Genomic DNA, 13277 nt, shown 5'->3' on the forward strand with positions numbered 1-13277 from the left:
GATTCGGCTCCTCAGCGCGACGTGCGGGATGTGTCAACGGCAGACTACGAACTGGTCAACGGCGTCTCGATAGCCAATCGACCTGCTGGTGGCCTGCATTAGGGCCGCTGCTTAGAGTTGGCCCGTGAACATCGGAGTGCTGGCCCTGCAGGGCGACGTGCGAGAACACCTGTCCGCCCTGGCCGAGTCGGACGTGCTGGCCCGGCCGATCCGCCGCCCCGAGGAGCTGGCCGACGTCGACGCTCTGGTGCTCCCGGGCGGCGAGTCGACGGCGATCAGCAACCTCGCCGTCGCCTTCGGCCTGCTCGACCCGATCCGGAAGCGGATCGCCGACGGGATGCCGGTCTACGGGTCGTGCGCCGGCATGATCATGCTGGCCGAGACGGTTCTGGACGGCCGGCCGGACCAGGAGTCGTTCCAGGGGATCGACATGACCGTGCGGCGCAACGCGTTCGGCCGGCAGGTCGACTCGTTCGAGGCGCCGGTCACCATCGACGAGGTCGAGGGCGGAGACTTTCACGCGATCTTCATCCGTGCACCATGGGTCGAGGAGGTCGGTGAAGACGTGCGGGTGCTGGGCCGCGTAGCAGACGGGCCCGCCGCCGGTAGGATTGTCGCCGTTCGGCAGGGGAACCTGCTCGCCACGGCTTTCCACCCGGAGCTGACCGGCGACCTTCGTGTCCACCGGTACTTCGTCGAGATGGTCCGCCAGGCCGCACCCGCACGGTAGACACGGAGGTTACGCATGTCCGGCCACTCCAAATGGGCGACGACCAAGCACAAGAAAGCCGTCGTCGACGCCAAGCGCGGCAAGATGTTCGCGAAGCTGATCAAGAACATCGAGGTCGCGGCGCGGACCGGCGGCGGCGATCCCTCCGGTAACCCGACGCTCTACGACGCCATCCAGAAAGCGAAGAAGAGCTCGGTCCCGAACAACAACATCGAGAACGCGGTCAAGCGCGGCTCGGGCCTCGAAGCCGGCGGCGCCGACTGGCAGACGATCATGTACGAGGGTTACGGCCCGAACGGCGTGGCCCTGCTGATCGAGTGCCTCACCGACAACCGGAACCGCGCGGCCACCGAGGTTCGTACCCGGCTGACCCGCAACAACGGCACGTTCGCCGACGCCGGCAGCGTGTCGTACCTGTTCAACCGCAAGGGCGTGATCATCGTCCCCAAGGGTGAGACGAGCGAGGACGACGTGATGCTCGCCGTGCTCGAAGCGGGCGCCGAGGAGATCAACGACCTCGGTGAGGCGTTCGAGGTGGTCAGCGAGCCGACCGACCTGGTCAAGGTGCGGACCGCGCTGCAGGGCGCCGGCATCGATTACGACTCGGCGGAGTCCGCGCTGGTGCCGACCATGACCGTGCCGGTCGACGAGGACACGGCCCGCAAGGTGCTCAAGCTGATCGACGTGCTCGAGGACTGCGACGACGTGCAGAACATCTTCGCGAACGCCGACATTTCGGACGAGATCCTGGCGGCGCTCGACGAGGAGTGATCCTCAGTAACCGCCGGTGCTCAGCGAGCTGAAGTACTGGATCATGGCGCCGACCAGCAGGACCGCGCCGCCGGCGAGGCGCATGACGTGTCGCCACTGACTGCGGCGCCACGCGTGCACCCAGGCGATCTCGGCATCGGCCAGGGCTTCGAGAGAGGCCCTGGCCGTTCCGGGTATGACGGCCGCTTTCCGGAGTGCCATGCTGCCGTTTCGCGGGGCGTGATGCTCCGTGTGTATCGGAGTCACCCGGATCTCGTAGACCTGGTCTTCGCGCCACTGTTCGGTTCTTTTGTCCAGAAATTTCCGGATAAAGTTTTCGGTCGCGCTGGTCCGGGTCAGCCTGCCCCACCAGCGCAGCCGCCGCCAGTGCCCGGCCGTCTCCGTCAGCACGTCCAGATAGACCCGCTCGCCCGCCTCACGATCGCCGCCGACCAGGCGTACGGCCTCGGCGCGCAGGTCACGGGCGCGCAGCGTGACGAAAGCGACGTACTCCGGCGGCGGCTCGTCGTCCATCGGCGCAATGAGGTACATGGCACCTCCCAGCCCTCATCGTCGAGGCGTGTCGGCGGCGGGCGCAACCCGGTGGCGTACTAGGGTGTCGAACACACGTTCGCGAGGGGGAGGTCCGTGGTGCGGGTGCTCGGCATCGATCCGGGGCTGACGAGATGCGGCGTCGGTGTCGTCGACGGGGTGCCGGGGCGGCTGGGGAGACTGGTCGCGTACCACGTGATCCGCAGCGAACCGGACGAGGACCTCGCCGACCGGCTGCTCAACCTGGACCGTTCACTGAGCGCTCTGGTGGCCGAGCACAAGCCGGAAAGCGTGGCTGTCGAGCGGGTGTTCGCCCAGCACAACGCGCGTACCGTGATGGGCACCGCGCAGGCCAGCGGCATCGCGATCCTGGCCGGAGCGCGCGCCGGGCTGCCCGTGCAGACCTACACCCCGAGCGAGGTGAAGGCGGCCGTCACCGGCTCCGGGACGGCCGACAAGAAACAGGTCACCGCGATGGTGACCCGGCTGCTGAAACTCGACGCGCCACCTAAGCCGGCCGACGCGGCCGACGCCATCGCCATCGCCATCTGCCACATCTGGCGCGGGGGCACCCGCGCGAAACTTGAAGCAGCCGCTCTTGTCGCCGCCCGCGGGAGAAGAAGATGATCGCCAGTGTCCGCGGTGTGGTCGCCGCGATCAGCCACGACAGCGCCGTGGTCGAGGTCGGCGGCGTCGGCATGCGGGTCTTCTGCACTCCCGGCACGCTGGCCGGTCTGCGCAGCGGCATCGAGGCCCGGCTGTCCACCACGCTGATCGTCCGCGAGGACTCGCTCACTCTGTACGGCTTCGCCGACGAGGACGAGCGGCAGATGTTCGACCTGCTGCTGACCGCCAACGGGGTGGGCCCGCGGATCGCCCAGGCGGTCCTCGCCGTGCACCAGCCCGACACGGTGCGCCGGGCCATCGCCGGTGGCGAGCTGGCGGTGCTCACCGCGGTGCCCGGCATCGGCAAGCGCGGCGCCGAGAAGATGATCGTCGAGCTGAAGGACAAGATCGGCCCGGTCGGGCTCGGCGGCACGTCCGCGGGCGTGCTCAACGGCGCCTGGCAGGAGCAGGTACGCCAGGGCGTACTCGCCCTCGGCTGGTCCGCGTCCCAGGCCGATCAGGCGGTGGCCGCGCTGACCGAGACGATCGACGGTGAGACGCCGCCGGTCCCGGTCCTGCTGCGCCAGGCGATCCGGCTGCTGGGCAAGACCCGATGAGCGACGACGTCGTCTCGCCTTTCGCGGAGGACGAGGAACTGGATGCGGAGTCCAGCGTCCGGCCGAAACGGCTCTCCGACTTCATCGCCCAGCACCGGGTGCGTGACCAGCTCGAACTGCTGCTGCAGGGCGCGATGGGCCGGGGCACGCCACCGGACCACATCCTGCTGTCCGGCCCGCCCGGCCTCGGCAAGACCACCCTGGCGAACATCGTGGCGGCCGAACTGGGCACCGGGATCCGGACCACCAGCGGTCCGGTGATCGAGAGGTCCGGTGATCTGGCCGCGATCCTGACCGGCCTGGCCCCCGGCGACGTGCTCTTCATCGACGAGATCCACCGGATCGCGAAACCGGCCGAGGAGCTGCTCTACAGCGCCATGGAGGACTTCCGGGTCGACGTGGTGGTCGGCAAGGGACCCGGCGCGACCGCGATCCCGCTGGACGTGGAGCCGTTCACCCTGGTCGGCGCGACGACCAGGGCCGGCCTGCTCTCCGGTCCGATGCGTGACCGGTTCGGCTTCGTCGCGCACCTCGACTTCTACTCACCGGCGGATCTGGACGCGCTGCTGCACCGCTCGGCCCGGATCCTCGGTGTGCCGATCACCGCGGAGGGCGCGGGAGAGATCGCCGGCCGCTCGCGCGGCACGCCGCGCATCGCGAACCGCCTGCTGCGCCGGGTACGCGACTTCGCCGAGGTACGCGCGGACGGCATCGTCACCGAGGACGTGGCGAAGGCCGCCCTCAAGGTCTACGACGTCGATGCGCTCGGCCTGGACCGGCTGGACCGCGCGGTGCTGCGGGCCCTCATCGAGTCGTTCAAGGGCGGTCCGGTCGGCCTGTCCACTCTCGCCGTCGCGGTGGGGGAGCAGTCCGACACGGTCGAGGAGGTCTGCGAGCCGTTCCTGGTCAGGGCCGGTCTGCTGGCGCGTACGCCCCGGGGCCGGGTGGCGACCGAAGCGGGCTGGGCGCACCTCGGGAAGACCCCGCCGACCGACGGACGGTCCGGTGTGTTCCAAGGTGACCTGTTCGCCCGGGACGCGTGAGTTTTGCTCGTGATGTGAACGTGACGTGTGCCGCAGTCGTTATCTCAAGGTTGACCTATTAGACTCGCCGCCGTTCCAACTGGCATTTGCATCTCTCATCGGCGCCCGCCCACCGTCGCGCCGGTGGCCTACGGAAGGCTCTTTCAGTGCTCCAAGCAGCTGAACAAGCGAGCGGCGGAAACTACTCGTTCCTGCTGATTCTCGTCCTGCTCTTCGGCTTCATGTACTTCGTGATGATCCGCCCGCAGCAGAAGCGGCGTAAAGAAGCCCTCGAGATGCAGAACACCCTCGGTGCCGGCGACGAGATCGTCACCATCGGCGGGCTGCACGGCACGGTCGTCGTGGCCGACGCCGATGTCGTCACGCTCGAGGTCGCCCCGGGTGTGCAGGTCCGTTTCGCGCGTCCCGCGATCGCTCGCGTGCTGACGAAGGCGGGTACGGTCACCGATGAGCCCGTCGTGCCGGTCACGGACGACGAGCCGGAGAGCCCGGTCACTGAAGTACGCAAGCAGGACTGACCCAGACTCGTTGTACCGACCGGCCCTCGGCAAATCAGCCGACGGGCCGGTGCTGCGCCTGTCCGCAGCGGAAAACTGAAGCAAAACCGTGTTGAACGGCCGCCCATCAGCGGCCCTTACTGAGAACGCCGTGCCCCACGCGCGGCCGTAAACGCAGGGAGACCATAAGCCGTGGCACGACCACCACAGGGACAGATGCATCCCGGACGCCAACTTGGCGTGCTCGGTCTGGTCTTCGTAGTCCTGTATCTGCTGGTCTTCTTCGCCGGTGGCGCCAAGGGCAGCTTCACCGACCGCCTCGAGCCGAAACTCGGCCTCGACCTGGTCGGTGGCACCCAGGCCACGTACATCGCCTCGCAGCAGGGCGCGCCGCCGACGCAGGAGGCCATGGAGACCGCTCGCCAGATCATCGAGAACCGGGTCAACGCACTCGGCGTCTCGGAGGCCGAGGTGGTCATCCAGGGCAACAACACGATCGTCGTCTCGCTCGCCGGTGAGGCCGACGACCAGCTCAAGGACCTGTCGCAGGCCGCGAACATGCGGTTCCGCCTGCTGACCGGCACGACGATCGACGTGTCGGCCGCCGCGCTGAACCCGGCGTCGCCGTCCCCGAGCGTCTCGGCGAGCGGTGCCGCCGCCCCGGCGACCTCGCCGTCGGCAGCGCCGGCCGCCTCGGGCGCCGTCCCGGAGGTTGCCAACCCGTCGGCGTCGACCGGTGGGCAGGGTGGCGGCGAGGCCGCTCCGGCCGCCAGCGCCACGCCGTCCGCACCGGCGCCGTCCGCGTCGGCCGCGGCCCCGGCCGCCGCCGCGAGCCCGGCTCCGCAGACCGCGGACCAGAAGGAGCTCCTCGCCTCGGCCGAGAAGAAGGTCGGCAAGGACGCCTGGGCCGCCGCTGAGAAGCTGACCGCCCCGGTCGACCTGAGCACCGACGCCGAGGCCGGCCTGCCGTTCAAGGCGTTCGCCACGCTGACCGGCCCCGAGGTCGCGGCACTCACCCCGGCCATGCAGTTCAACGTGCCGACGATCGGTTGCGGCCAGCTCGACGCCCGGCCCAACGGCTCGATCGACGACATCAACTCCCAGGTGGTGGCCTGTTACCAGGGCGGCGCCAAGGTCATGCTGGACAAGGCCGAGGTTGTCGGTGACGACATCAAGGAGGCCAGCCCGCAGCTGGACCAGACCCAGAACCAGTGGGTCGTCTCCCTCGACTTCACCAGCGCCGGCCAGACCAAGTGGACCGAGCTGACCCGCACCGCGTTCAACGCGACCAGCACCGACCCGTGCTTCGTCGCGGTGCAGTCGCTGTACGGCACGGCTGACCACTGCGCCGTCGCCGTCGTGCTGGACAAGACGGTCCTCTCCGCGCCGCAGATCCAGGGCGTGCTGAGCGGCCAGTCGCAGATCACCGGCGACTTCAACGCGGTCTCCGCGAAGGAGCTCTCCGACCAGCTGAACTTCGGCGCCATCCCGGTCACCTTCGAGTCCGGCCCGGCGCAGACCGTTTCGGCGACCCTCGGCCTGCAGCAGCTGGAGGCGGGTCTTCTCGCCGCCGCGATCGGCCTGGGCCTGGTGGCGATCTACGCGTTCTTCTACTACCGCCTGCTCGGCACGGTCATCTTCCTGAGCCTCGGGTTGTCCGCTCTGCTGACCTTCGGCGCGCTGGTGTTCCTCGGTCGTACCCTTGGTTACACGCTGACCCTCGCCGGTATCGCCGGTTTCATCGTGTCATTGGGTGTCGCGGCGGACTCGTTCGTCATCTACTTCGAACGATTGAAGGACGAGATCCACGAGGGCCGGTCGCCGCGGAGCGCGGTGCCGCGTGCCTGGCACCGTGCCCGCCGGACGATCATCTCGGCGAACACGATCACGATCATGTGTGCCGTGGTCCTCTACGTCGTGTCGATCGGCGCGGTGCAGGGCTTCGCGTTCGCCCTGGGTATCTCTACCGTCCTCGACCTGCTCGTGGTGTTCCTCTTCCGGCACCCGATCATGACGGTGCTCGCCAGCACGAAGGCGTTCATGTCGCCGCGGGTCAGTGGCCTCGGCCGCGTCCTGCGCAACCGGACCGACGTTAAGGAGGCCTGAGATGGCCCGTCCCGGTCTCGCTACACGCCTTTACCAGGGCGAAGCGAACATCAACATTGTCGGCCGCCGGAAAACGTGGTTCGCGATCGCGATCGCGATCGTGGTGATCTCGCTCGGCAGCATCCTGATCCGTGGCTTCGAGCTCGGCATCGAGTTCGCCGGTGGCACCGAGTTCACCGTCCCGGCCACGTCCAACAGCCAGACGCTCACCCAGGAGCAGGCCGGCGACGCGGTCGCGAAGGCCGTGCACAGCGTCGACCCGGACGCGCAGATCGGCGCGGCCCAGCAGGTCGGTACCGGCGCGGACTCGTTCTTCCGGGTCCGTACCCCGGCTCTCTCCACCGCTGAGACCGAGGAGGCCAAGACCGCCCTGGTCGCCGACCTCGGCGTTCCGGCCGACCAGATCAGCGACAACCAGGTGTCGGCGGCGTGGGGTGGCGCAGTCACCGAGAAGGCCGTCCTCGGCCTTGTCGTCTTCCTCGTCCTGGTCTGCGCGTACCTGATCATCCGGTTCGAGTACCGGATGGCGATCGCCGCGCTGGCGTCGCTGCTGCTCGACCTGGTGCTGACCGCGGGTGTCTACTCGCTTGTCGGTTTCGAGGTGACGCCGTCCACGGTGATCGGCTTCCTGACGATCATGGGTTACTCGCTCTATGACGTGGTCGTGGTCTTCGACAAGGTGCAGGAGAACACGCGTGGCCTCACGGCCGGCACCTCCCGTACCTACGCCGAGGCCACCAACCTCGCGGTGAACCAGACGCTGATGCGTTCGCTGAACACCGGTCTGGTGGCGTTGCTGCCGGTCGGTGGTCTGCTCTTCATCGGCGCCGGCCTGTTCGGCGCGGGCACGCTGAAGGACCTCGGCCTGGTGCTCTTCGTGGGCATGGGCTTCGGCGTCATCTCCTCGATCCTGTTCGCCGCCCCGGTGCTGAGCGCGCTCAAGGACCGCGAGCCGAAGATCAAGGCGCACAACGCCCGGGTCCTGGCCCGCCGCGCGAGCCGGTCCGACGACGTGGCCCCGCGTGCCGAGCGGACCCGTCCGGCCAACGCGACCGACTCCGACGAGGTTCCGGCGTTCGCCGGCACCACGCCGCGGCCGGGTGCCCGGCCGGTCGCCAAGCGCAACACCACCAACCGTGGTGGCGGCGCGGGCAACCGCCCCGGCAAGCGCCGTTGATCAAAAGTTGATCCAAAGCTGAACCAACCCCAACGGCCCGTCATCGTCGCTGATGGCGGGCCGTTAGGCTGTCCGACCGTGACTACCGAAATCGTGACCGGCGACAGCGGCCCGGAACTGGCCGCAGTCGTCGCCGGAGGCACCGTCGACGTGCTGGACTTCCCCAAGCCCGGCATCGTCTTCAAGGACCTGATGCCGCTCTTCGGCGACGGACCGGCATTCAAGAGGGCCGTGGACGGCATCATCGCCCATCAGAGCCCCTTCGACGTGGTCGCCGGGGTCGAGGCCCGGGGCTTCCTGATCGCCGCCGCGATCGGGTACGCGACCGGCGCCGGCGTCGTCCCGGTACGCAAGGCCGGCAAACTGCCCCGGCCCGCCTTCTCCGCCTCGTACGCGCTCGAATACGGCGAGGCCACCCTGGAGGTGCACAAGGACGCTTTCGTGGCCGGACAGCGGGTCCTGGTGGTCGACGACGTGCTCGCCACCGGTGGCACGGCCGGCGCGGCGATCGACTTGGTGGAGCAGGCCGGCGGAATAGTGTCCGGTTTCTCGGTGCTGATGGAGCTGGGTTTTCTCGACGGACGTGAACGGCTCGGCAAGCGCCCGGTACACGCGCTGTTGACCGTTTGATCCCTCTTCGATGTTCTTCGCCCGGTCACCCTCGCGTATTCGTGGGTTCGGCCGGGCCATCCGGCAGGACGGTGCGGGTAAGATGGGCGGTCCAAGGTGACCAACCCTGGCATGAACCGACTTCCACAGCCGGTTCCTAGCGAAGGTGTGAGGAGGCCGGTGTCCAGCGACGTCGCCCCTCCGGCGGAGGGCACGGTGCAGCCGACCGACAGCTCGCGGAACGGCGGAGGCGAAGCCACGCCCGATGAGACGCTTGACGGTGATCTGGAGACCACTCAGCCACTAGCTCCGGAGGACACTCCGGGCAGCGGCTTCGGGCTCGCCAGCGCGCCAACCGGCCGACGGGTTCGCGCCCGGCTGGCCCGGTTCAACGCACCCTGGCAGAGCACGCAGGTCAGCGAGGTTCTCGAGCCTCTGATCGCGACGCATCGGGCCAGTCACCCCAAGGCCGACGCCCGCGCGCTGCAGAAGGCGTTCGACGTGGCCGCCCGCTGGCATTCCGGTCAATACCGGAAATCCGGCGACCCCTACATCACGCATCCGCTCGCCGTGGCGACCATCCTGGCCAACCTCGGGATGGACACCACGACGCTGGTGGCGGCGCTGCTGCACGACACGATCGAGGACACCGATTACGGCCTCGAGCAGATGCGCGACGACTTCGGCGCCGAGGTGGCGCTGCTCGTCGACGGCGTCACCAAGCTCGACCGGGTGAAACTCGGCGACGCGGCCAAGGCCGAGACCATCCGCAAGATGGTGGTCGCGATGGCCAAGGACCCCCGGGTCCTGGTCATCAAGCTGGCCGACCGGCTGCACAACATGCGGACCCTGACCTTCCTGCCCCGCCCCAAGCAGGAGCAGAAGGCTAAGGAGACGCTGGAGATCCTCGCGCCGCTGGCTCACCGCCTCGGCATGAACACGATCAAGTGGGAGCTCGAGGACCTCGCGTTCGGCACGCTCTTCCCCAAGCGGTTCGAGGAGATCAACCGCCTGATCGGGGAGCACCAGCCGCAGCGTGAGGCGCTGCTGCGCCAGGTGACCAACCGGGTCAGCCTCGACCTCAAGTCGGCGAAGATCAAGGCCGAGACCACCGGCCGGCCGAAGCACCTCTACTCGATCTATCAGAAGATGATCGTGCGAGGCCGCGACTTCAACGACATCTACGACCTGGTCGGCGTGCGCATCCTGGTCGACACGGTCCGCGACTGCTACGCCGCGCTGGGCGTCATCCACGCGAACTGGCAGCCCGTGCCGGGCCGGTTCAAGGACTACATCGCGATGCCGAAATTCAACATGTACCAGTCGTTGCACACGACGGTCATCGGCCCGACCGGCAAGCCGGTCGAGATGCAGATCCGCACGTTCGCGATGCACCGCACCGCCGAGTTCGGCATCGCCGCGCACTGGAAGTACAAGGAGCAGAAGGGCGCGACGATCGTCGGCCCGCCGGCGCACATCGACGAGATGACCTGGCTGCGGCAGCTGCTCGACTGGCAGCGGGAGGCGAGCGACCCGTCCGAGTTCCTGGACGCGTTGCGCTTCGACCTCTCCAGCCAGGAGGTCTACGTCTTCACGCCCAAGGGCGACGTGATCCCGTTGCCGACGGGTTCGACACCGGTGGACTTCGCGTACGCGGTGCACACCGAGGTCGGGCACAAGTGCATCGGCGCCCGGGTCAACGGCAAGCTGGTCCCGCTCGAGTCGACGCTCTCCAACGGCGACGTGATCGAGATCTTCACGTCCAAGTCGGCGACCGCCGGCCCGACGCAGGACTGGCTCGGGTTCGTCAAGAGCCCCCGCGCGCGGACGAAGATCCGTCAGTACTTCAACAAGGAACGCCGCGAGGAGGCGATCGAGGACGGCAAGGAGGCGATCGTCAAGGCCATGCGCAAGCAGGGCCTGCCGCTGCAGCGCATGCTGACCAGCGAGAACCTCACGACGATCGCTCGCGACCTGCACCTGCCCGACGTGGCCTCGCTCTATGCCGCGGTGGGGGAGAACGCCACCTCCGCGCAGTCGGTGGTGCAGAAACTCGTCGCCGGTTTCGGTGGCGAGGAGGGCGCGGTCGAGGACATCGCCGAGACCGCCGTCGCGACCCGCCCGCCGCGCAACCGGAGCTCCGCACAGGACCCCGGTGTCGTGGTGAAGGGCGTCTCGGACGTCTGGGTGAAACTGGCCCGCTGCTGCACCCCGGTTCCCGGCGACGCCGTCTTCGGTTTCGTCACCCGTTCCGGCGGTGTGAGCGTGCACCGGGAGGACTGCGCCAACTCGCAGGACCTGCGCGAGCAGGAGGAGCGGGTCGTCGAGGTCACCTGGAAACCGACGTCGGCGTCCACGTTCCTGGTGGCGATCCAGGTGGAGGCACTCGACCGGCACAAGCTGCTGGCCGACGTGACCCGGGTGCTGTCCGAGGAGCGGGTCAACATCCTCTCCGCGACGGTCACCACCACCCGTGACCGGGTGGCGGTCAGCCGGTTCACCTTCGAGATGGCCGACCCCAAGCACCTGGGCCACCTGGTGGCCGCGGTGCGCAAGGTGGACGGTGTGTTCGACGCCTACCGTGTCACTTCAGGAGCATAAAAAAGGGGCGGCCTCCGTGAGGAGGCCGCCCCTTTTCCTAAATCCTTAGCTGACCGTCATCGTTTTGATGTCGAGTTCCTTCTTCGGGTGCCCGCCACCGGCGGAGGCGTCGAACGCGCCGTCGTCACCGGCCTTCACGACGTCCTTCACGATGTCGAGGCCCGTGGTGATCGTGCCGAGCAGCGTGTAGTTCGGCGAGAGCTGGGTGTCCTCGGAGACGATGAAGAACTGGCTGCCGGTGCTGCCGGCCTGGCCGGTGTTCGCCATCGCGATCGAGCCGGCCGGGTACGGGTTAGTGGTGTCCGTCGGCAGGTTTTCCTCGACCATCGTGTAGCTGGGGCCGCCGGTGCCGTCGGTCTCGCGGTATCCCTTGCCGGTGGCGAACGGGTCGCCGCACTGCAGGACCTTGAAAGTGTCCTCGTTGACCAGGCGGTGGCACTTGGTGTTGTCGAGGAACTTCTTCTCGGCCAGGTGCTTGAAGCTGGCGCCGGTGCACGGCGCCTTCGCCAGGTCGATCGTCGCCGAGATCGCACCGAGGTTGGTGTCGAAGGTCAGCGTGCTGGTACCGACGTTCGGCACGGTGGTCGGCGGGAGGCCGACGTCCTTGACCTTGCCGCCGGTGGCCTCGTCGGCCGGGGTCCACGAGCAGGCGACGGTGCCGGCCGAAGCGGCCGCGGCAGTGTCTTTCGGGTCGTCCTTGAGCTGGTTCACCAGGACGACGGCCACGCCGGCGATGACCAGCACCGCGAGGGCGGCGCCGAAGATCGCCTGGTTACGGCGGCGCTTGCGTGCGGCCGTGGCCCGCTCGCCCATCTCCTTCTCGAGCCGGGCTCGCGCCGCCGCGCGCTGCCGGTCCTTGATCGACGACACGTCGTTCCTCCCACTGCTGGTCTCGTCCTGCGAACTCACGTCTGTCGCGCTCTCGTCCTGCGCACTCACGTCCGGCTCGCTCTCGTCCTGTGCGCTCACATCTGTAGCGCTGTTGGCTGTGAAGCCCTCGGCTGTGGAGCTCTCGGCTGTGGTGGCGTCATCGCGGGCGCTCATGACTGGTCCGCGCTGGCCGAAGGAGCGGCGGCGTCGGCCGTACCGACGGTCAGGGTCTGCACGGTGATCTTCTCCTTGGGCGTGACCTTCTCGCCGGCGTCACCCTCGACCGTGGGGATCTTGCCGATCTTCTCCAGGGTGTCGAGACCACCGGTGACGGTGCCGACGATCGAGTACGCCGGGTCGGCCACCGTGAAGTCCTTGAAGAACATGAGGAACTGGCTGCCGTTGCTGCCCGGGGGGTTGCCGACCATCGCGACGGTGCCCTTGGGATAGGTCACCTCGGTGGCCGGGGCGGCGCTCGCACTGGGCGAGGGCTCCGGAGCGCCGTCCGGCAGGTTCTCGTCGTAGAAGCTGTACGTCGGCCCGCCGTTGCCGGTGCCGCTCGGGTCACCACAGCGCACCGCGCCGTCGGCGGTGATCTCGTGGCACGTGGTGTTGTCGAAGAACTTCTTGCCGGCCAGGAACGAGAAGCTGGCCGCGGCGCAGGTCGCGTTCTCCACGTCCATGCTGACCACGATCGGGTCACCCTTGTCGGTGGCGATCGTCATGGTCTCGGTGCCAGACTCCGGCAGATCTTTCGTCGGGGGAGTACCGACCGCTTTCAGGTCGGTGTTGCTCGTCGCGTTCTGTGGCGTCCACAGACAGATGTCGCCGGCCTCGGTGTCGGTGGCGTCGTCGCTGTCGAAGGCGCCGCCCGCCCACGCGACACCCGCGATGATCAGCAGCAGCGCGAGGCCGGTGCCGACGCCTGCCGTGATGCGGCGGCGACGACGCTCGCTGACGGCTCGGCGGGCCTGTTGCCGATCGAATTTCGCCCGCGCGAGCTTGCGCTGCCGGTCCTTGCTGGGAGCCACCGAAAGCTGTCCCTTCCCTGTGTGTGTCAAGGGGTGCGGCACGCCACACGCCCGCAAGAGTGTACGGGTACCTCCTGGGAAAGTGGTG

13 protein-coding genes are annotated in these 13277 nt (G+C 68.4%); 10 read left to right on the top strand and 3 right to left on the bottom strand.

Annotated features, from left to right (window positions below):
* Nucleotides 1-124: 124 nt before the first annotated feature.
* Nucleotides 125-730 (top strand): pyridoxal 5'-phosphate synthase glutaminase subunit PdxT, encoded by a 606-nt coding sequence (pdxT, locus tag B0I29_RS15115; protein ID WP_111649576.1) that lies wholly within the window; start codon nt 125-127, stop codon nt 728-730.
* 15 nt (nt 731-745) lie between these two features.
* Nucleotides 746-1501, top strand: coding sequence for a YebC/PmpR family DNA-binding transcriptional regulator (locus B0I29_RS15120; RefSeq protein ID WP_111649577.1), 756 nt, complete (start codon nt 746-748; stop codon nt 1499-1501).
* A 3-nt stretch (nt 1502-1504) separates the two neighbouring features.
* Here the strand turns inward: B0I29_RS15120 and B0I29_RS15125 are convergent, their stop codons facing one another.
* Nucleotides 1505-2032, bottom strand: coding sequence for a hypothetical protein (locus B0I29_RS15125; protein WP_111649578.1), 528 nt, complete (start codon nt 2030-2032; stop codon nt 1505-1507).
* A gap of 99 nt (nt 2033-2131) precedes the next feature.
* Here B0I29_RS15125 and ruvC point away from each other — a divergent pair, with 99 nt between their 5' ends.
* From ruvC to B0I29_RS15165, 8 genes are all read left to right on the top strand, one after another.
* Nucleotides 2132-2659 (top strand): crossover junction endodeoxyribonuclease RuvC, encoded by a 528-nt coding sequence (ruvC, locus tag B0I29_RS15130; RefSeq protein WP_111649579.1) that lies wholly within the window; start codon nt 2132-2134, stop codon nt 2657-2659.
* On the top strand, nt 2656-3255 hold the full coding sequence (gene ruvA / locus B0I29_RS15135; RefSeq protein ID WP_111649580.1) for a Holliday junction branch migration protein RuvA: 600 nt from the start codon (nt 2656-2658) through the stop codon (nt 3253-3255). The genes ruvC and ruvA overlap by 4 nt, the downstream gene beginning before the upstream one ends.
* Entirely contained in the window at nt 3252-4298 is a 1047-nt protein-coding gene (gene ruvB / locus B0I29_RS15140) for a Holliday junction branch migration DNA helicase RuvB (protein WP_111649581.1), read from the top strand. The genes ruvA and ruvB overlap by 4 nt, the downstream gene beginning before the upstream one ends.
* A gap of 146 nt (nt 4299-4444) precedes the next feature.
* Nucleotides 4445-4816 carry a preprotein translocase subunit YajC gene (gene yajC / locus B0I29_RS15145; RefSeq protein ID WP_111649582.1) on the top strand — a complete coding sequence of 124 codons (372 nt, stop codon included), beginning with the start codon at nt 4445-4447 and terminating at the stop codon, nt 4814-4816.
* Between the two features lie 195 nt (nt 4817-5011).
* Nucleotides 5012-6901, top strand: a complete 1890-nt coding sequence (secD, locus tag B0I29_RS15150) for a protein translocase subunit SecD (RefSeq protein ID WP_111649583.1) — start codon at nt 5012-5014, stop codon at nt 6899-6901.
* Between the two features lies 1 nt (nt 6902).
* The gene (gene secF, locus B0I29_RS15155) at nt 6903-8078 is read left to right on the top strand and encodes a protein translocase subunit SecF (RefSeq protein ID WP_111649584.1); all 1176 of its coding nucleotides are present in this window, start codon (nt 6903-6905) and stop codon (nt 8076-8078) included.
* A 78-nt stretch (nt 8079-8156) separates the two neighbouring features.
* Nucleotides 8157-8708 carry an adenine phosphoribosyltransferase gene (locus B0I29_RS15160; protein WP_111649585.1) on the top strand — a complete coding sequence of 184 codons (552 nt, stop codon included), beginning with the start codon at nt 8157-8159 and terminating at the stop codon, nt 8706-8708.
* 159 nt (nt 8709-8867) lie between these two features.
* Complete coding sequence (locus B0I29_RS15165; protein ID WP_111649586.1) at nt 8868-11288, top strand: RelA/SpoT family protein; 2421 nt, start codon at nt 8868-8870, stop codon at nt 11286-11288.
* 45 nt (nt 11289-11333) lie between these two features.
* On the opposite strand, the gene B0I29_RS15170 is transcribed toward B0I29_RS15165, so the two are convergent.
* Complete coding sequence (locus tag B0I29_RS15170) at nt 11334-12101, bottom strand: peptidylprolyl isomerase (RefSeq protein WP_245972539.1); 768 nt, start codon at nt 12099-12101, stop codon at nt 11334-11336.
* A 227-nt stretch (nt 12102-12328) separates the two neighbouring features.
* Entirely contained in the window at nt 12329-13189 is an 861-nt protein-coding gene (locus B0I29_RS15175; protein ID WP_111649587.1) for a peptidylprolyl isomerase, read from the bottom strand.
* Nucleotides 13190-13277 lie beyond the last annotated feature (88 nt).

It is taken from the genome of Actinoplanes lutulentus (assembly GCF_003259845.1).
Lineage (GTDB): Bacteria > Actinomycetota > Actinomycetes > Mycobacteriales > Micromonosporaceae > Actinoplanes > Actinoplanes lutulentus.

Coding starts and splice junctions, on each gene's coding strand:
- B0I29_RS15120 (WP_111649577.1), top strand. CDS start 746: ATGTCCGGCCACTCCAAATGGGCGACGACCAAGCACAAGAAAGCCGTC.
- B0I29_RS15125 (WP_111649578.1), bottom strand. CDS start 2,032: ATGTACCTCATTGCGCCGATGGACGACGAGCCGCCGCCGGAGTACGTC.
- ruvA (WP_111649580.1), top strand. CDS start 2,656: ATGATCGCCAGTGTCCGCGGTGTGGTCGCCGCGATCAGCCACGACAGC.
- ruvB (WP_111649581.1), top strand. CDS start 3,252: ATGAGCGACGACGTCGTCTCGCCTTTCGCGGAGGACGAGGAACTGGAT.
- secD (WP_111649583.1), top strand. CDS start 5,012: ATGCATCCCGGACGCCAACTTGGCGTGCTCGGTCTGGTCTTCGTAGTC.
- secF (WP_111649584.1), top strand. CDS start 6,903: ATGGCCCGTCCCGGTCTCGCTACACGCCTTTACCAGGGCGAAGCGAAC.
- B0I29_RS15170 (WP_245972539.1), bottom strand. CDS start 12,101: ATGGGCGAGCGGGCCACGGCCGCACGCAAGCGCCGCCGTAACCAGGCG.